The 17,054-nt window shown below is 67.7% G+C and carries 16 protein-coding genes and 1 pseudogene; 15 read left to right on the plus strand and 2 right to left on the minus strand.

From position 1 onward, the window contains the following. Nucleotides 1-595: 595 nt before the first annotated feature. The 7 genes and pseudogenes from ACIP1U_RS27835 (at nt 596) to ACIP1U_RS27865 (ending at nt 8,896) form a co-directional block, all read left to right on the plus strand. Nucleotides 596-1,639: pseudogene (locus ACIP1U_RS27835) on the plus strand (rod shape-determining protein). Between the two features lie 195 nt (nt 1,640-1,834). Next, nucleotides 1,835-2,809 (plus strand): rod shape-determining protein MreC, encoded by a 975-nt coding sequence (gene mreC, locus ACIP1U_RS27840; protein ID WP_400322065.1) that lies wholly within the window; start codon nt 1,835-1,837, stop codon nt 2,807-2,809. Continuing rightward, nucleotides 2,806-3,318, plus strand: a complete 513-nt coding sequence (gene mreD, locus ACIP1U_RS27845) for a rod shape-determining protein MreD (protein WP_400322067.1) — start codon at nt 2,806-2,808, stop codon at nt 3,316-3,318. The genes mreC and mreD overlap by 4 nt, the downstream gene beginning before the upstream one ends. A 46-nt stretch (nt 3,319-3,364) precedes the next feature. Beyond that, complete coding sequence (gene mrdA, locus ACIP1U_RS27850) at nt 3,365-5,671, plus strand: penicillin-binding protein 2 (protein ID WP_400322069.1); 2,307 nt, start codon at nt 3,365-3,367, stop codon at nt 5,669-5,671. Between the two features lie 11 nt (nt 5,672-5,682). Then, nucleotides 5,683-6,825, plus strand: coding sequence for a rod shape-determining protein RodA (rodA, locus tag ACIP1U_RS27855; RefSeq protein WP_400322071.1), 1,143 nt, complete (start codon nt 5,683-5,685; stop codon nt 6,823-6,825). Nucleotides 6,826-7,116: 291 nt separating this feature from the next. Then, the gene (locus ACIP1U_RS27860) at nt 7,117-7,809 is read left to right on the plus strand and encodes a DUF484 family protein (protein WP_400322073.1); all 693 of its coding nucleotides are present in this window, start codon (nt 7,117-7,119) and stop codon (nt 7,807-7,809) included. A gap of 10 nt (nt 7,810-7,819) precedes the next feature. Further along, complete coding sequence (locus tag ACIP1U_RS27865; protein ID WP_400322075.1) at nt 7,820-8,896, plus strand: tyrosine recombinase XerC; 1,077 nt, start codon at nt 7,820-7,822, stop codon at nt 8,894-8,896. A gap of 1 nt (nt 8,897) precedes the next feature. On the opposite strand, the gene ACIP1U_RS27870 is transcribed toward ACIP1U_RS27865, so the two are convergent. Continuing rightward, on the minus strand, nt 8,898-9,854 hold the full coding sequence (locus ACIP1U_RS27870) for a transcriptional regulator GcvA (RefSeq protein WP_400322077.1): 957 nt from the start codon (nt 9,852-9,854) through the stop codon (nt 8,898-8,900). Between the two features lie 248 nt (nt 9,855-10,102). Between ACIP1U_RS27870 and ACIP1U_RS27875 the strand changes: the two genes are divergently transcribed. From ACIP1U_RS27875 to pxpA, 8 genes are all read left to right on the plus strand, one after another. Further along, complete coding sequence (locus ACIP1U_RS27875; protein WP_029047785.1) at nt 10,103-10,471, plus strand: DUF2917 domain-containing protein; 369 nt, start codon at nt 10,103-10,105, stop codon at nt 10,469-10,471. A 164-nt stretch (nt 10,472-10,635) separates the two neighbouring features. Continuing rightward, nucleotides 10,636-11,373: a lipoyl(octanoyl) transferase LipB gene (gene lipB / locus ACIP1U_RS27880; protein WP_400322079.1), complete on the plus strand. Its 738-nt coding sequence runs from the start codon at nt 10,636-10,638 to the stop codon at nt 11,371-11,373. A gap of 40 nt (nt 11,374-11,413) precedes the next feature. Next, nucleotides 11,414-12,418: a lipoyl synthase gene (lipA, locus tag ACIP1U_RS27885; protein WP_400322081.1), complete on the plus strand. Its 1,005-nt coding sequence runs from the start codon at nt 11,414-11,416 to the stop codon at nt 12,416-12,418. Between the two features lie 126 nt (nt 12,419-12,544). Further along, nucleotides 12,545-12,790, plus strand: coding sequence for a type II toxin-antitoxin system Phd/YefM family antitoxin (locus ACIP1U_RS27890; RefSeq protein ID WP_400322083.1), 246 nt, complete (start codon nt 12,545-12,547; stop codon nt 12,788-12,790). Continuing rightward, nucleotides 12,787-13,170: a type II toxin-antitoxin system VapC family toxin gene (locus ACIP1U_RS27895; protein WP_400322085.1), complete on the plus strand. Its 384-nt coding sequence runs from the start codon at nt 12,787-12,789 to the stop codon at nt 13,168-13,170. The genes ACIP1U_RS27890 and ACIP1U_RS27895 overlap by 4 nt, the downstream gene beginning before the upstream one ends. A 76-nt stretch (nt 13,171-13,246) precedes the next feature. Beyond that, a complete protein-coding gene (pxpB, locus tag ACIP1U_RS27900; protein ID WP_400322087.1) occupies nt 13,247-13,897 on the plus strand; it encodes a 5-oxoprolinase subunit PxpB in 651 nt (216 codons plus the stop codon). Next, complete coding sequence (locus tag ACIP1U_RS27905) at nt 13,894-14,928, plus strand: biotin-dependent carboxyltransferase family protein (protein WP_400322089.1); 1,035 nt, start codon at nt 13,894-13,896, stop codon at nt 14,926-14,928. Before pxpB ends, ACIP1U_RS27905 begins: the two co-directional genes overlap by 4 nt. Before the next feature lie 72 nt (nt 14,929-15,000). Continuing rightward, on the plus strand, nt 15,001-15,741 hold the full coding sequence (gene pxpA, locus ACIP1U_RS27910) for a 5-oxoprolinase subunit PxpA (protein WP_400322091.1): 741 nt from the start codon (nt 15,001-15,003) through the stop codon (nt 15,739-15,741). A gap of 23 nt (nt 15,742-15,764) precedes the next feature. Here the strand turns inward: pxpA and ACIP1U_RS27915 are convergent, their stop codons facing one another. Next, a complete protein-coding gene (locus tag ACIP1U_RS27915) occupies nt 15,765-17,051 on the minus strand; it encodes a VanZ family protein (protein WP_400322093.1) in 1,287 nt (428 codons plus the stop codon). Nucleotides 17,052-17,054 lie beyond the last annotated feature (3 nt).

Raw genomic sequence — 17,054 nt, forward strand, 5'->3', positions numbered from 1 at the left:
TGCCGGCAGCGGCCGGCGGCCGGCCGCGCGACGGTGGCGTCGCGCGGTCCGGACGGGGCGGCTCCGGGGCGCTGCAACGGCGCAACGGAGTCGTCGGAATTACAGGGTTTTTCAGGCCGTAAACGCCCGAAGCAGCAGGAATTATAAGGTATCATTGCGTGCTCCCGACCTTTGGCAACGCCTTCGTCACTTTGCCGCAAGCTGGTCCCCGGCTGGCCCGCCGTGCCTGGCGGCCGAAGGTGCCCGAAGGGCAAACCTGGGTCCTCTGATTAGGCCTTTGCCACCGGCCACGACATGCCCGAATACAGCGGGTCATGACGCGCCGGTGCCTGCACATTTTCGTGCGCATTGTCGCGAACTTTTTCGCGAGGTCTAATCAAAGGTTCCCGTAGGGCCGGCCCGCGTGGCATGACGGCGGCGGTGCCGAACCCGACTCCAATCCAGCACCCCGGCCCGGGCACCCCGCGCCGGAGCGTGGGCGGGCCGGGAAGCCGAGAACCATTCCGTATTCAACACCCAAGCAATTCGTGGCCGGGCCGCCCGCGGCGCCGGCCGCTTCGCCTACCCGCGAACACCATCACAGACAGGATTCCTGATGTTCGGATTTCTCCGCAGCTACTTCTCCAACGACCTGGCGATCGACCTCGGCACCGCCAACACGCTGATCTACATGCGCGACAAGGGCATCGTGCTGGACGAGCCCTCGGTCGTCGCGATCCGCCAGGAAGGCGGTCCCAACGCCAAGAAGACGATCACGGCGGTGGGCAAGGAAGCCAAGCAGATGCTGGGCAAGGTGCCGGGCAACATCGAAGCGATCCGCCCGATGAAGGACGGGGTGATCGCCGACTTCACCGTCACCGAGCAGATGCTCAAGCAATTCATCAAAATGGTGCACGACAGCAAGCTGCTGCGTCCGAGCCCGCGCATCATCATCTGCGTGCCGTGCGGTTCGACCCAGGTCGAGCGCCGCGCCATCCGTGAATCCGCCCTGGGCGCCGGCGCCAGCCAGGTGTACCTGATCGAGGAGCCGATGTCGGCCGCGATCGGCGCCGGCCTGCCGGTGTCGGAGCCGTCGGGCTCGATGGTGGTCGATAACGGCGGCGGCACCACCGAGGTGGGCATCATCTCGCTGGGCGGCATGGTCTAGAAGGGTTCGGTGCGCGTCGGCGGCGACAAGTTCGACGAGGCCATCGTCAACTACATCCGCCGCAACTACGGCATGCTGATCGGCGAGCAGACCGCCGAAGCGATCAAGAAGGAAATCGGCTCGGCCTTCCCGGGCTCCGAAGTCCGCGAGATGGAAGTCAAGGGCCGCAACCTGTCCGAGGGCATCCCGCGCGCCTTTACCGTTTCGTCCAACGAAATCCTGGAAGCCCTGACCGATCCGCTCAACCAGATCGTGTCGGCGGTGAAGATCGCGCTGGAACAGACCCCGCCGGAACTGGGCGCCGACATCGCCGAGCGCGGCATGATGCTGACCGGTGGCGGCGCGCTGCTGCGCGACCTGGACCGCCTGCTGGCCGAGGAAACCGGCCTGCCGGTGCTGGTCGCCGAAGACCCGCTGACCTGCGTGGTGCGCGGCTCCGGCATGGCGCTGGAGCGCATGGACAAGCTGGGCAGCATCTTCTCCTACGAGTAAGCACCAGGAACTGCACGTGGCGATGCGCGGCCTGCCGGATCGTTGGATCAGGGCGGTGTCGCGGCGCCGCATCGGCCGGGGGATCGCCCCGGCAACGCCCGCCGCCTGCGGCGCCGTGCCCCCGCCGGGCGCGGCACCGCGGGCGGCGCGGTGTTTGCGGCATTCGCATGCGTGCACCGGCCTGCGTTCGGGTAAATGAATTACTCTCCTCCGCCGCTCTTCAAGCAAGGCTCCTCGGCTGTTGCCAGGCTGGTGCTCTATGTGGGCATCGCGCTGGCGCTGCTGGTGGTCGACGCCCGTTTCAATGCGCTCAGCGTGGGCCGGCAGGTGGCCGCCACCGTGCTGATGCCGGTCGAGCGCCTGGTGCTGGTGCCGCGCGATGCGCTGCGCACCGCCTTCGACTACGCCCAGTCTTCGGCGATCCTCGCCTCCGAGAACCGCGAGCTGCGCCAGACCGCCGTGCAGCAGGCCGAGGCCTCGGTGCGCCAGGCGCAGCTGGAGGCCGAGAACAACCAGCTGCGCAAGCTGCTGGGGCTGGCCCGGCAATCGGCCACGCCGGTGACGGCGGCCGAGATCCTCTATGACGCGCGCGACCCCTACAGCCAGCGCATCGTGATCGACAAGGGCAGCCAGCAGGGCCTGCGCGCCGGCTACCCCGTGATCGACGAGCGTGGCGTGGTGGGCCAGGTCACGCGCGTGTCGCCGTTCCAGTCCGAAGTGACGCTGCTGACCGACAAGGACCAGGCGATTCCCGTGCAGGTGGTGCGCAACGGCCTGCGCAGCGTGGCCTTCGGCGGCGCGCGCGCGGGCCAGCTGGACCTGCGCTTCATGGCCGCCGCCGCCGACCTGCAGCAGGGCGACCTGCTGGTGACGTCGGGGCTGGACGGCATCTACCCGCCGGGGCTGCCGGTGGCGAAGATCGTCCATATCGAGCGCAAGGCAGATACCGCCTTCTCGCGCATCTACTGCGAGCCGGTAGCCGGCGTGCGCGCGCACCGTCAGCTGCTGGTGGTGCGCTACGACTCCGCCATCCCGCCGCGCGAGACCGTCGAGGCCAAGCCCGAGGCGCCAGTCAAGGGCGCCAAGTCCGCCGCGGCACGCGCTGCCGCGGCCAGCGCCGCCGCGGCGAAGGCGCCTTCCGCCAAGGATGCCAAGGAGGGTCAACGGTGACCAACGCCCAATACCTGCTGCGACCGGTCAATCCCGCGTTTATCGCGCTCAGCTTCGTGCTGGCGTTCCTGTTCAACCTGATGCCGTGGGGCGACACGCTGTGGATCCCCGACATGGTGGCGCTGGTGCTGGTGTTCTGGAACATCCACCAGCCGCGCAAGGTGGGCATGGGCGTGGCCTTTGCGCTGGGCCTGCTGATGGACGTGCATGATGCGCGCCTCCTGGGCGAGCATGCGCTGGCCTATACGCTGCTGGCCTACTTTGCCATCACCATCCACCGCCGCGTGCTGTGGTTCACGGTCTACACCCAGGCGCTGCACGTGCTGCCGCTGCTGTTCATCGCGCACGCGGTGCCGGTGCTGATCCGCCTGGCGATGGGCGCGCCGCTGCCCGGCTGGCCGCTGCTGCTGGCGCCGGCGATCGAGGCGCTGCTGTGGCCGCTGGCGACCAGCCTGCTGCTGGCGCCGCAGCGCCGTTCGAGCGATGTCGACGAGACGCGCCCGATCTGACGCCCGATCTGACGCCACTCATCCCTAACAGGCCCCGCGCAGTACCATGACCGAAATCCGCAACGTCGAACTGGAAATCGGCCGCTTCCGCATCCGCGTGGCGGCCGCGGCCCTGTTCTCGGTGATCTGCTTTGGCCTGCTGTTTGCGCGCTTCCTGTGGCTGCAGTGGTACAAGCATGACCAGTATTCAGCCAAGGCCGAGGACAACCGCATCTCGGTGGCGCCGATCGAGCCCAACCGCGGCATCATCATGGACCGCAACGGGATCGTGCTGGCGCGCAACTATTCGGCGTACACGCTGGAGATCACGCCGTCCAAGCTGACCGATACGCTGGACAACACCATCGAGGGCCTGTCGACGCTGGTGGACATCCAGCCGCGCGACCGGCGCCGCTTCAAGCGGCTGATGGAAGAGTCGCGCAGCTTTGAAAGCCTGCCGATCCGCAGCCAGCTGACCGATGCGGAAGTGGCGCGCTTCTCCGCGCAGCGTTTCCGCTTCCCCGGCGTGGACGTGCGCGCGCGGCTGTTCCGCCAATACCCGCTGGGCGAGTCGGCCTCGCACGTGATCGGCTACCTTGGGCGCATCTCTCAGCGCGACCAGGAGCGGATCGAGGCCATGGACGAGGCCAACGATGCCGACAGCGCCAAATACGATCCGCGCAAGGACGCCGACAACTACAAGGGCACCAACTACATCGGCAAGATCGGTCTGGAGCAGAGCTACGAGACCGAGCTGCACGGCCTGACCGGCTTCGAGGAAGTGGAAGTCAGCGCCGGCGGGCGCCCGATCCGCACGCTGTCGACCTCGCCCGCCACGCCGGGCAACAACCTGATCCTGTCGCTGGACATCCGCCTGCAGCAGTTGGCCGAGGCGCTCTACGGCGACCGCCGCGGCGCGCTGGTGGCGATCGAGCCGACCACCGGCGACATCCTGGCGTTCGTTTCCAAGCCGACCTTCGATCCCAACCTGTTCGTCGAAGGCATCGATACCAATACCTGGAACGAGCTCAACGGCTCGCCAGACAAGCCGCTGCTGAACCGCCCGCTGCGGGGCACGTATCCGCCGGGCTCGACCTACAAGCCGTTCATGGCGCTGGCGGCGCTGACCAGCGGCAAGCGCACCGCGGCGTGGGGCATGTCGGACCCGGGCTTCTACACGCTGGGCAACCACACCTTCCGCGACGACAAGCCGGGCGGCCACGGCTGGGTCGACATGCACAGCTCGATCGTGCATTCGTGCGACACCTACTACTACGCGCTGGCGCGCGACATGGGCGTCAACGGCATCCATGACTTCATGAAGCCGCTGGGCTTCGGGCAGATCACCGGCATCGACATCGAGGGCGAAAGCCGCGGCATCCTGCCGTCGACCGACTGGAAGCGCAAGGCCTACCGCAAGCCGGAGCAGCAAAAGTGGTATGAGGGCGAGACCATTTCGCTGGGCATCGGCCAGGGCTACAACAGCTTCACCATCCTGCAGCTGGCGCAGGCCACCTCGGTGATCGTCAACAACGGCAAGGTGATGAAGCCTCATCTGGTCAAGGCGGTCGAGGACGCGGTCACGCGCAAGCGCACGCTGACGGTGCCCAAGGAAAGCTACACGATCCCGTTCAAGCAGGCCGACATCGACGTGGTCAAGCGCGCCATGGTGGCGGTGACGCACTCCGGCACCGCGGCGCGCGTGTTCGCCGGCGCGGCGTACGAATCGGCCGGCAAGACCGGCACGGCGCAGACCTACAGCCTGGCCAAGGGCGAGAAGTACAACCACCACGCGCTGGCCGAGCACAAGCGCGACCACTCGCTGTACACCGCGTTCGCGCCGGCTGACCAGCCGAAGATCGCGATCGCGCTGATCGTCGAGAACGCCGGCTTCGGCGCCGCGGTGGCCGCGCCCATCGCGCGCAAGCTGATGGACTACTACCTGACCGGCAAGTGGCCGGCCGACCTGGAGGCGATCGCGCCGCCGGCCGGCGAGCGCGTGGCCGGCCGGCCGCCGGTGGATACGCCGAGCGTATTCACCACCGGCCAGACCGCCAGCATCGCCAGTGCCACGGTGATGTCCTCCGGTGCCCCGCCCGCGAGCGGCGCCGCCGCCAGCGCCGTGGCCGCGGCCTCCGGCGCGCAGCCGGTGACGCCGGAGGCCATCGCCGCCGCGCTGAACGCAGGGGCGATCGCCCCGGCCTCGGCCGTCGAGACACTGGACCAGCGCATGCTGCAGGCCCTTGGCCATAGCAAGCCCGCGCCGCAGCCGGCCTCCGCCCCCGCCGTGCAGCCCGCCAGGGCGCCCGCGCCCAAACCTCGCGTCAAGCCCGTGTCCGCCAAGGCGGCCAGCGGTGCCGACGCCACCCGCTGAAGGAGACGCGCATGGATCGCCGCCGCGTCATGTCCCTGGTCAAGACCGCGCTGACCGGTTTTGACAAACCGCTTTCGCTGATCGTCTTCCTGCTGTTCGCCACCGGCATCGTCGCGCTGTACTCGGCCGCCATCGACATGCCGGGCCGCGTCGAAGACCAGTTGCGCAACATCCTGCTGTCGTACGTGGTGATGTTCGTGATTGCCTACCTGCCCACGCAGACGCTGATGCGGGTGGCGGTGCCGATGTACACGGTCGGCGTGGCGTTGCTGATCGCGGTGGCCATGTTCGGCCTGATCCGCAAGGGCGCGCGCCGCTGGCTCTATGTCGGCATGGTGATCCAGCCGTCGGAGATCATGAAGATCTCGATGCCGCTGATGCTGGCGTGGTACTTCCAGAAGCGCGAGGGCGTGATCAAGTGGTTCGACTTCATCGTCGCGCTGGGGCTGCTGGTGATCCCGGTGGGGCTGATCGCCAAGCAGCCTGACCTTGGCACCGCGCTGCTGGTGATGGCTGCGGGCCTGTACGTGATCTACTTCGCCGGGCTGTCGTGGAAGCTGATCCTGCCGCTGATGGGGCTGCTGGTGGTGGCGATCACGCTGCTGATCACGTTCCAGAACGATATGTGCGCGCCGGGCGTGAACTGGCCGGTGCTGCACGACTACCAGCAGCACCGCGTGTGCACGCTGCTCGACCCGACCAGCGACCCGCTCGGCAAGGGCTTCCACACCATCCAGTCGATCATCGCGATCGGCTCGGGCGGGGTCGAGGGCAAGGGCTTCCTCAAGGGGACGCAGACCCACCTCGAATTCATCCCCGAAAAGCACACTGACTTCATCTTCGCGGTCTTCTCCGAGGAATTCGGCCTGATCGGCAATGCGCTGCTGCTGGTGCTGTACCTGCTGCTGATCTTCCGCGGGCTGTTCATTGCCGCCAACGCGCCGACGCTGTTCTCGCGGCTGCTGGCGGGGTCGATCACGCTGATCTTCTTTACCTATGCGTTCGTCAACATGGGCATGGTGAGCGGGATCCTGCCGGTGGTGGGCGTACCGCTGCCGCTGATGAGCTATGGCGGGACGGCGCTGGTGACGCTGGGGGCGGGGGTTGGCATCCTGCTGAGCATTTCGCGGCAGAAGCGGTTGATACAGACGTAGGTGTTATCTGCACTGCCGGTTTGCTCCCCTCTCCCGCTTGCGGGAGAGGGGCCGGGGGAGAGGGCAGGAGTGTCAAAGGCTGACGCCCGTGGGTTAAAACCGTTGGCCCCGCTTGATGTGGTACCTAGCTAGACCACCCCTCTCCCCAACCCTCTCCCGCTGAGGGGAGAGGGAGAACACCTTGCTTAGGCTAGCTCGGGCGGCTTGGGAGCACCCCAAACCGTGCGCCCCTGCGCAGGCAAGTGGGTTTGCTAAACTGCCACCCAATTTTCCTCTACCGGTCCCAGCCCCATGAACGCCCAAGACGTTGCCGCCTACCTGCAGAGCCATCCCGAATTCTTCGAAGAGCACGCCGAGCTGCTGGCCGCGGTGCAGCTGACCAGCCCGCACAGCCACCGCGCCGTGTCGCTGCAGGAACGCCAGATGGAAATCCTGCGCGAGAAGAACAAGGGTCTGGAACTGCGCCTGGCCGACCTGGTACGCCATGGCCACGATAACGACCGCACCCAGCAGCGCCTGCACGACTGGCAGCTGCGGTTGCTGGCCGAGGCCGATTCGCACGCGCTGCCATACGCCGTGCAGGACGGCCTGCAACGGGTGTTCGACGTGCCCGCGGTCGCGCTCCGTCTGTGGAACGTGGCCGAACAATACGCCCACATGGAAGTCGCGCAGGGCGCCAGCGAGGACCTGCGCCTGTTTGCCGACGGCTTGCGCGCGCCGTACTGCGGTGCCAATAGCGGCTTCGAGGCGGCGGCGCTGCTGGAACGCGACGATATCGTCTCGCTGGCGATGGTGGCGCTGCGCGCGCCCGTGCGCGCAGCCGATGCCGGCGCCGACGCCGGTGCTGACATACAGGGCGCCGCGTTTGGCATGCTGGTGCTGGGCTCACCGGACCCGCGCCGCTTCCATGAAGGCATGGGCACCGCCTACCTGGCGCAGATCGGCGAAGTTGCCGGCGCCGCGCTGAACCGCCTGCGGGACTGAGGCCGATGCCGTGAGCGCACGCCGGCCGCCGCGCCAGCCCGCTCCCGCGCCCGGGGATGACGGCGCGTGGCCGCCGGTCGATCAGCCGGCCGATCCGCTGGTCGTACGCTATCTTGACTGGCTGCGCGGCAGTCGCAAGCTGGCCGACCATACGCTCGCCAGCTATGGCCGCGACCTGCGCGTGCTGCAGGCGCATGCCGGGCGCTACGCGCCTGGCGTCGCGTTGCTGGCGCTGCAGACTCACCATATCCGCAACTTCGCCGCCCGGCTGCATGGCAGCGGGCTGGTCGGCACCAGCATCGCCCGCACGCTGTCGGCGTGGCGCGGCTTCTACCAGTGGGCGGCGCGACATGGCCATGGCGTGACGGTCAATCCGGTGGAAGGCGTGCGCGCGCCGCGCTCCGGCCATGCGCTGCCCAAGGCGCTGTCGGTAGAGCATGCGGTGGCGCTGGTTGCCCACACCGCCGGCACGGATGCCCAGGCCTTGCGCGACCATGCGGTGTATGAACTGTTCTATTCCAGCGGGCTGCGGCTGTCGGAGCTGGTGCAGCTGGACCTGCGCTATGCCGGCGTTGACGGCTACCAGTCCAGCGGCTGGCTCGACCTGGCTGGCGCCGAGCTGACGGTTACTGGCAAGGGCGCGCGCCGGCGCACGGTGCCGGTCGGCAGCAAGGCGATCGAGGCGCTGCGCGCCTGGATCGCGGTGCGCGACACACTGCTGCGCCCCGGCGCGGCGCCCGAAGACGCGCACGCACTGTTCCTGGGGCCGCGCGGGCGGCGGCTGTCGATGCGCACGGTGCAGCTGCGGCTCAAGCAGCAGGCGCTGGGCGCCGGCGTGCCGGCCGATGTGCATCCGCATATGCTGCGGCATTCGTTCGCCACGCACGTGCTGCAGTCGTCGGGCGACCTGCGCGCAGTGCAGGAGATGCTGGGCCACGCCAGCCTCGCGACCACGCAGATCTACACCGCGCTGGATTTCCAGCATCTGGCGCAGGTCTACGACAAGGCGCACCCGCGTGCGGGACGGCGGTCGGCGCCGCCACCGCCAGATGAAGCGGACGAAGCAGGCGACGCCGCCGAAGACTAGCTCACTCCCACTGCGCCAGCACCTCGCGGAAGCGCTCGATCTCCGGCATCAGCCAGCTGCGGAAGGCCTGCACCTTGGGCAGGTTGAGCGAGCCCGGCGCACAGACGAAGTACAGCAGCCACGGACACGGGATGCTGACATCGAACAGCCGCACCACGCGCCCCGCCAGCAGGTCGTTGTAGGCCAGCGACGAACGGATCAGCGCGATGCCCTGGCCTTCCGACGCGGCCTGCAGCAGCAGCGACGAATCCTCCATCAGCAGCCCCTTGCGCGGCTCGGGCCAGTCCAGCCCGGCGGCCTCGAACCACGGCTTCCACGGATCGCCCTCGCCGCGCAGCAGCGGCAGGCCGGCCATCTCCTCGGGCTTTTGCGGCAGCCGGCCGCCATTGAAGCTGGGGCTGCACATCGGGAAGAAGACGTCGTCGAGCAGCTTTTCGACGTACAGGCCGGGATAGTCGCCGCTGCCCATGCGCAGCGCGATATCGACTTCCTCATGGGCAAAGTTGACCAGCGTGTTCGACGACAGCAGCTCGACGTCCAGTTCCGGATGGTGCTCGATAAAGCTGCCGATGCGCGGCGTGAGCCAGCGCGCGGCGAACGAGGGCATGGTGCTGATGGTCAGGCGCTTGTCGCGGTTGCCGGCCTGCAGCACGCGCGTGGCATCGGCGATCTGCAGCAGTGCGTCGCGCACGCGCTCGGCGTAGACGCGGCCCGCCGGGGTCAGCGCCACGCGTTTGCCGTGGCGCTCGAACAGCGGCAGGCCGAGTTCGTCTTCCAGCGCGCGGATCTGGTGGCTGACCGCGCCGTGGGTGACGAACAACTCCGTCGCCGCGCGCGAAAAACTCTCGTGACGCGCCGCTGCCTCGAACGCGCGCAGGGCGGTCAATGCCGGCAGGCGCGGCAGTTCGCGGTGCCAGCCGCGCGGCAGGTCCTTTTCCCAGGCGCTTTTCCAGGCCATGGCAGCCTCCGATGAAGTCGGGTGTATGTGAATTTGACTAACAAGAACAAAGAAAATATATCGTTTTGATAGTGTCCGGGCAATCACTAATATTCCATCACCGGCCCCCGCTGTAGCGATTCCTTAACGGCGAATTCCACAAGATTTAACTGGACTGGTCCTCTTGCCGGGCCAATTGCCGTGGATTCGTTGCCCATCGGGGACAGCGTGGCGCAACTGCCTCCGGGCCGGCTGAACGGAGAACCTCGATGAAAACCGTGCTCACAACGACCGTGTTCACCCTGAATCCTGGCGAAGTCACCGCGCTGTCGGTGCACGCCGCCCAGCGCCTGCATGTCGAGAAAGCCAATGGCATGGACGTGTGGCTGACTCGCGAAGGCGATTCGGAGGACTACTGGTTGCGTTGTGGCGGCAGCCTGTTGCTCCGCTCCGGCGACGAGGTAGTGGTCAGCATCGACCCGCGCGCGCAGGAACCGGTACGCCTGGCGCTGATCGCCGAGGCGCGTCGTCCGGCGCTGGCGCTGGCCGATGTGCCGCACCTGGTGTACCGCAGCCTGCGCCGACTGGTTCGAGGCACGGAATGGACGCCTAACCAGGACCAGGCCGCCGCATCCTGAAGCCGAGGCGGAAGCGGGCGGGGATTCGTCCAGGTCACACCAGCGCCGTGCGCCGTTGCGCCTGGTCTGGTCGCGTGACGCAACTGACGACTCCCCGGCGCCGCAAGGCTGACTGTGGCAGGGCAGGGCCGGCACAAGCCGGCCCTTTTCGTTACACTCTCGCCATGCATCCGATTCAGATCATCGAACGCGGCCGCGAGGACTATCAGCCGTGTTTCGACGCGATGCGCGCCTTCACCGCCGCACGCACGCCAGAGACGCCCGACCAGATCTGGCTGGTCGAGCATCCGCCGGTCTACACCCTGGGCCAGGCGGGCGATCGCGCACACCTGCTGTCGCCTGACGACAACATCCCGGTGGTGCAGATCGATCGTGGCGGCCAAATCACTTATCACGGCCCAGGCCAGGTAGTGGCCTACCTGTTGCTCGATTTGCGCCGCCGCCACCTGATGGTGCGCGAGCTGGTTCACGCCATCGAGCAGGCCGTGCTGGACACGCTCGCGGCGTATAATCTCGCAGCCGAACGCAAGCCCGGCGCCCCCGGCATCTACCTGTCCGACGGGCCGCACCAGGGCGCCAAGATTGCCGCGCTCGGCCTCAAGATCCGCAACGGCTGCAGCTACCACGGCGTCAGCCTCAACGTGCAGATGGACCTGTCGCCGTTCCTGCGCATCAATCCCTGCGGCTATGCCGGACTGGAAACGGTCGACATGGCCACCGCGGGCGCCACCTGTACGGTGGCGGATGCCGATGGCGCCCCCATGCCCGTGACCGCGGCACGACAACCCGACATCGCACAGTGCCTGGCGGCTGCATTGTGCGAAGTGCTGGCAGCGCACGAATCCCGCGTGCTGGCGGCTGAAGCCGCCGACGTGAATGCCGACCCGGCCCTGGCCTCCTAGTCAAAAGCGAAATGCACGCACAGAGCGTGCGGAGAAATGTATGAGCGACGCCCTGATCGCCCCGAACGCATCTTCCAGCGAAGCCCCGCAGTCCCCCGCGGAGGCGTACGACCCGACCCGCAAGCAAAAGTCGGCCGACAAGACCGCACGCATCCCCATCAAGATCGTGCCGGCCGAAAAGCTCAAGAAGCCGGACTGGATCCGCGTGAAGGCCGCCACCGGCAATTCGCGTTTCTATGAGATCAAGGACATCCTGCGCGCCAACAACCTGGTGACGGTGTGCGAGGAAGCCAGCTGCCCCAATATCGGCGAATGCTTCGGCAAGGGCACGGCCACCTTCATGATCATGGGCGACAAGTGCACGCGCCGCTGCCCGTTCTGCGACGTCGGCCATGGCCGCCCGGATCCGCTGGACGTGAACGAGCCCGGCAACCTGGCACGCACCATCTCCCAGCTCAAGCTGAACTACGTGGTGATCACCAGCGTCGACCGCGACGACCTGCGCGATGGCGGTGCCCAGCACTATGTCGACTGCATCTCGCAGACGCGCGAGCTGTCGCCCGACACCCGCATCGAAGTGCTGGTGCCCGACTTCCGCGGCCGCCTGGACAAGGCGCTGGACATCCTGCAGGCCTGCCCGCCTGACGTGATGAACCACAACATGGAAACCGTGCCGCGCCTGTACAAGCAGGCCCGCCCGGGCGCGGACTACGCGCACTCGCTCAAGCTGCTGCAGGAATTCAAGCGCCGCAACCCCGACGTGCCGACCAAGTCCGGCCTGATGGTGGGCCTGGGCGAGACCGACGAGGAAATCCTGGAAGTCATGCGCGACATGCGCGCGCATGACATCGACATGCTGACCATCGGCCAGTACCTGGCGCCGTCCAACCACCACCTGCCGGTGCTGCGCTACGTGCACCCGGACACGTTCAAGATGTTCGAGGACGAGGCCTACAAGATGGGCTTCACCCACGCTGCCGTGGGCGCGATGGTGCGCAGCTCGTACCACGCTGACCAGCAGGCGCATCAGGCGGGGTTTGCCTGATCGGGCAGGGATTGAGTGAAATCGCAAAACGGCCGGGGTATTTCCCGGCCGTTTTGCTTCTCAGCTAGCATTGCCTCACCTGTATGGCGGGACTAAACTAACTGAACTTAGTTTAGCGAGGGTGCCATGCAGACAGTCAACATCCATGACGCGAAGACCCATCTGTCGCGACTCGTTGAACAGGCCGCCAATGGCGAGCCATTTGTGATCGCGAAGGCCGGCAAGCCGCTGGTCAAGGTTGTCGCATTGAATGCTCCGGAGGCGAATGAGGTGAAGCGCTTGGGATTTCTCGCAGGACAGGTCAAGGTGCCGGACGATTTTGACCGCATGGGCGCAGGCGAAATCGAAAAGCTGTTCGGTGACAACGCATGAAGGTGCTGCTCGATACGCACCTTCTGCTATGGGCGGCGGGACTGCCTGAACGCCTGTCGCCCGAGGCCCGTTCACTGCTTGAAGCAGCCGATGCTCAACTTTTCTTCAGCGCCGCCAGCCTTTGGGAGATCGCAATCAAGCACAGCCTCGGCCCAGATTTCCGGGTGGATGCACGCTTGCTGCGGCGTGGCTTGCTGGACAACGGATATAGCGAATTGCCAGTGGCCAGTGCGCATGCGGTCGCCATTGACTGCCTGCCCCCCATTCACAGGGATCCGTTCGATCGCCTGCTGATTGCACAGGCGACGGTTGAAGGCATCACGTTGCTGACGTCCGATATCCTGGTCGCACAGTATCCCGGCCCGGTACGGCTAGTCTGAGGGAAAAGGCCGGTAGCTCCGCGCTGTTCTTCGCCCTGACAGCTACACTGGTAGAAAGTGCGCTACCAGGAATCCCATGAGCCCCTGCACCATCCACCGCCTCGCCGAACAGGCACTGCTCTACAGCGTGGCGCCCCCCGCATCGCTCGACGTCCAGCGCCGCATCTGGGCGATGGCAGCGCGGGCCGAAGCGTGGCGCGGCGTGGTCGACGTGGTGCCGGGCATGAACAACCTGACGGTGATCTTCGACGGCAGTGCCGATGTCGCGGCGCTGGAGCGCAACCTCAGGCAGGCCTGGGCCTCGGGCGAGGCACGCAGCGCAACGGGCAGGCTGGTCGAGATCCCTGTGCGCTATGGCGGCGGGCATGGGCCTGACCTGGCCGACGTAGCCGCGCATACCGGGCTATCGCCGCGTGAGGTGGCGCGCCGTCATGCCGCCGGCGAGTACGTTGTCTATTTTCTGGGTTTCCAGCCTGGCTTTGCCTATCTGGGCGGGCTGGTGCCCGAGTTGGCCACGCCGCGCCGGCGCGAGCCACGGCTGGCGGTGCCGGCCGGATCGGTCGGCATCGGCGGCGAGCAGACCGGCATCTATCCGGCGGTGCTGCCGGGCGGCTGGCAGTTGATCGGCCACACCGAAATCGAACTCTTCGTCGCGGATCGCGATCCGCCGTCCCTGCTGGCGCCCGGCGATACCGTGCGCTTTGTCGCCGAGGAAATCATCGCGTGATCGAAATCATCCGACCTGGCGCGCTCGCCTCGGTGCAGGACCTGGGCCGTACCGGCTTCCGCCGTCTCGGCGTAGGCAGTTGCGGGGCGATGGATACGCTGGCCGTGGCGGTCGGCAACCGGCTGCTGGGCAATGCGCCCGAATGCGCCGCCATTGAAATCACGCTGGGACGCGCCGCGGTTCGCTTCCATGCGGACATGCGCGTCGCCCTGGCTGGCGCGGAGTGTGGCGCGACGCTGGATGGCACGCCAGTCTGGTCCTGGCATGCCTTCGACGTGCACGCCGGCGAGGTCCTGGAGCTGCCACCGGCGCGTGGTGGTACGCATGCCTATTTGTGCGTGGCAGGCGGCATCGACGTCGAGCCCGTGATGGGGTCGCGCAGTACCGATCTGAAGGCCGCCTTTGGCGGGTTGGGCGGTCGCGCGCTGCAGGAGGGCGACCGGTTGCCGGTGGGGCGGGCGGGGTTGCCGGCAGCGAGGTTGCCGGGCGATCGCGACTGGATCGGCGTGCAGGCGCCGGCGTGGGCGCTGCCGGCCGACGTCGACGGCAAGGCCACGCCGGTGCGCATGCTGCCCGGCCCGGAGTATGAAGACTTCGAGGCAGAATCGCAGCAGGCGCTGTGGCAGTCCGACTGGATCGTCACGCCCAACAGCAACCGCATGGGCCTGCGCCTGAACGGCCCCGCGCTGGCGCGCCGCGCCGATCGCAGCGCCGACCTGCTTTCGCACGGCGTGGTGCCAGGGGTGATGCAGGTGCCGCCGGCCGGCCAGCCGATCGCGCTGATGGCCGATGCGCAGACCACTGGCGGCTACCCGAAGATCGGCGTGGTGATCGGCGCCGACCTGTGGCGGCTGGCGCAGGTGCCGCTGGGCGCGGCCGTGCGCTTCGTGCCGGTGACGCTGGCACAGGCCGTCGCCGCGCAGGCGGAGCTGGACCGCTACCTGCGCCAGATCGACCAGGCGCTGCAATGGCAGGGCGACGGCATGGCCATCGCCGCGCGCCGGCGCACGCTTACCCGCGCGGCGGCCTGAGACCGCGAGCGCTTGAAACCCTGACAGAAGGCGGTACTGCGGACCCTTGCCGTACCGCCCAGGAGAACGGCAATGCAGATCGACCTGAACGCCGACCTCGGCGAAGGCTGCGGCAACGACGAGGCGCTGCTGGCGCTGATCAGTTCCGCCAACGTGGCGTGCGGCTGGCACGCGGGCGACGCTGCCACCATGGTGCAAACGGTGAAGTGGGCGCTGGAGCATGGGGTCGCCATCGGTGCGCACCCGAGCTATCCGGACCGCGAGAATTTCGGCCGCACCGAGATGCAGCGCGACCCCGAGGACGTCTATGCCGACATGCTGTACCAGATCGGCGCGCTCGACGCGATCGTGCGCGCGCAGGGCGGCGCGCTGCGCCACGTCAAGCCGCACGGCGCGCTGTACAACCAGGCCGTGCGCGACCCGGCGCTGGCCCGCGCCATCGTGCGCGCGGTGCGGGATTTCGATGCCGACCTGGTGTTTTTCGGCCTGGCCGGCAGCCAGATGATCGACATCGCCAGGGAGGCCGGGCTGCGCGTCAGGCAGGAGGTGTTTGCCGACCGCGGCTACAACCCCGACGGCACGCTGGTCAGGCGCGGAACGCCAGGCGCGCTGCACGAGGACGAGGAAGTCGCGCTGAACCAGACGCTGACCATGGTGCGCGAGAAGCGCGTGCGCGCCATCGACGGCACCTGGGTGCCGATCCAGGCCGAGACCGTCTGCCTGCACGGCGACGGTGCCCATGCGCTGGCCTTTGCGCGCCGCATCCGGGAACGGCTCACCGCCGAGGGCATCGCCATCCGCGCCGGCAACTGACGGCGCCGCCCGCAGTCACGCGGTCACGGTTCCTGCGTACCGGCCGCGGCCGACTCGCGGCGTGCCGCGGCCTTCTTCATGGCGTGGCGGCGCAGGCTGACCTGCTCGAAGCGCCAGATCACATAGCAGAACGCCAGGAACGGCCATAGCCACCCCAGCCATTGCGCCAGGCTGTTGAAGTGGATGAAGCGGCCCATGCGCCAGCCCTGCTCGGAAATCCACGCATAGGGATTCGACGGCAGCACGTTGGTCAGCACTACCAGCGCGAACAGCGCCACCATCGCCAGCACCGCGCGTAGCCAGCGCGGCAGGTACAGCAGCAGCACCAGCACCAGCGAGCTGGTCAGCAGCGCGAAGCGGCCGCCTTCGGACAGCCAGTTGAAGGCGCTGTCCGCGGGGAACTGCAATTCAGCCGCGGTGGCCTTGATCAGCAGCGCGGCGGCCAGCAGGCCGGCCAGGATGCGCAGCATTGGCGCGTTGCGGCGCATGGCGATCGAGGCGAACAAGCCGGTGCCGATCCAGCTGCTGGCGGTCACCAGCGATTCCAGCAGTTGCATGCTCTGCATGTCCTCGGGCCGAAGGCCGATGTGGACCTGCCACGCCTCCAGCCGCGGGAACAGCATCTGCAGCACCTGCATCGGCCAGGATTCGGGATCGGTCAGCCATTCGCGCACGATGCCGCCCATGCCGAACAGGTGCTCCTGCGGGAAGATCTGCGCGAACGGCCACAGCACCAGCAGGATGATGGCAAAGCTGGCATGCGGCTCGAACCAGGCATGGCGCAGCCGCGTCAGCCGGCCGTCGTCGATCAGGGCATGTGTGAACGGCGCCGCCACCGCGCCGCCCAGCAGCGCACCCAGCGCGTTGGTGATCAGGTCGATGTTGGACGAAATCCGGTTCGGCAGCCAGGTCTGGAAGGCTTCCATGCAGGCCGACAGCAGCGCGCCGGCGCACAGCGCCACCAGCGTCGCGCGCCCGCCCGACATGCGCGGATGCAGCGACAGCACAACCAGCGCCCCGAAGGGGACATAGCCGATGACATTGGTCAGCAGGTCGAAGTCGGTGATATAGCGCGGCTTGGGCGCGGTGACGAAGGCGAACGGCGAGATGCCGTTGTCGACCCAGCCGGAGAACGGGTAGAGGCTGGCATACACCACCAGCAGCGTGAAGCAAAGCAGCCCCACGCGGGCCAGCGGCGAATACTGCGGGCCGCAGGGCTCGGTCGCGGTCAATACCGCCACGGGTTGCGCCGCCGGTTGCGCGGCAGGCGCCGGGGGCGGTGCGGAGGGCGGCGGGGCAGCCGGCTCCATGGC

The sequence above is a fragment of the Cupriavidus sp. NPDC089707 genome (genome assembly GCF_044748965.1).
Classification (GTDB): Bacteria; Pseudomonadota; Gammaproteobacteria; order Burkholderiales; family Burkholderiaceae; genus Cupriavidus.

What these genes read in the sequence shown, in the direction of transcription:
- mreC (WP_400322065.1), top strand. Translation starts at nt 1,835, where the DNA reads ATGAATTACTCTCCTCCGCCGCTCTTCAAGCAAGGCTCCTCGGCTGTT.
- mrdA (WP_400322069.1), top strand. Translation starts at nt 3,365, where the DNA reads ATGACCGAAATCCGCAACGTCGAACTGGAAATCGGCCGCTTCCGCATC.
- rodA (WP_400322071.1), top strand. Translation starts at nt 5,683, where the DNA reads ATGGATCGCCGCCGCGTCATGTCCCTGGTCAAGACCGCGCTGACCGGT.
- ACIP1U_RS27860 (WP_400322073.1), top strand. Translation starts at nt 7,117, where the DNA reads ATGAACGCCCAAGACGTTGCCGCCTACCTGCAGAGCCATCCCGAATTC.
- ACIP1U_RS27870 (WP_400322077.1), bottom strand. Translation starts at nt 9,854, where the DNA reads ATGGCCTGGAAAAGCGCCTGGGAAAAGGACCTGCCGCGCGGCTGGCAC.
- ACIP1U_RS27875 (WP_029047785.1), top strand. Translation starts at nt 10,103, where the DNA reads ATGAAAACCGTGCTCACAACGACCGTGTTCACCCTGAATCCTGGCGAA.
- lipB (WP_400322079.1), top strand. Translation starts at nt 10,636, where the DNA reads ATGCATCCGATTCAGATCATCGAACGCGGCCGCGAGGACTATCAGCCG.
- lipA (WP_400322081.1), top strand. Translation starts at nt 11,414, where the DNA reads ATGAGCGACGCCCTGATCGCCCCGAACGCATCTTCCAGCGAAGCCCCG.
- ACIP1U_RS27890 (WP_400322083.1), top strand. Translation starts at nt 12,545, where the DNA reads ATGCAGACAGTCAACATCCATGACGCGAAGACCCATCTGTCGCGACTC.
- ACIP1U_RS27895 (WP_400322085.1), top strand. Translation starts at nt 12,787, where the DNA reads ATGAAGGTGCTGCTCGATACGCACCTTCTGCTATGGGCGGCGGGACTG.
- pxpB (WP_400322087.1), top strand. Translation starts at nt 13,247, where the DNA reads ATGAGCCCCTGCACCATCCACCGCCTCGCCGAACAGGCACTGCTCTAC.
- pxpA (WP_400322091.1), top strand. Translation starts at nt 15,001, where the DNA reads ATGCAGATCGACCTGAACGCCGACCTCGGCGAAGGCTGCGGCAACGAC.
- ACIP1U_RS27915 (WP_400322093.1), bottom strand. Translation starts at nt 17,051, where the DNA reads ATGGAGCCGGCTGCCCCGCCGCCCTCCGCACCGCCCCCGGCGCCTGCC.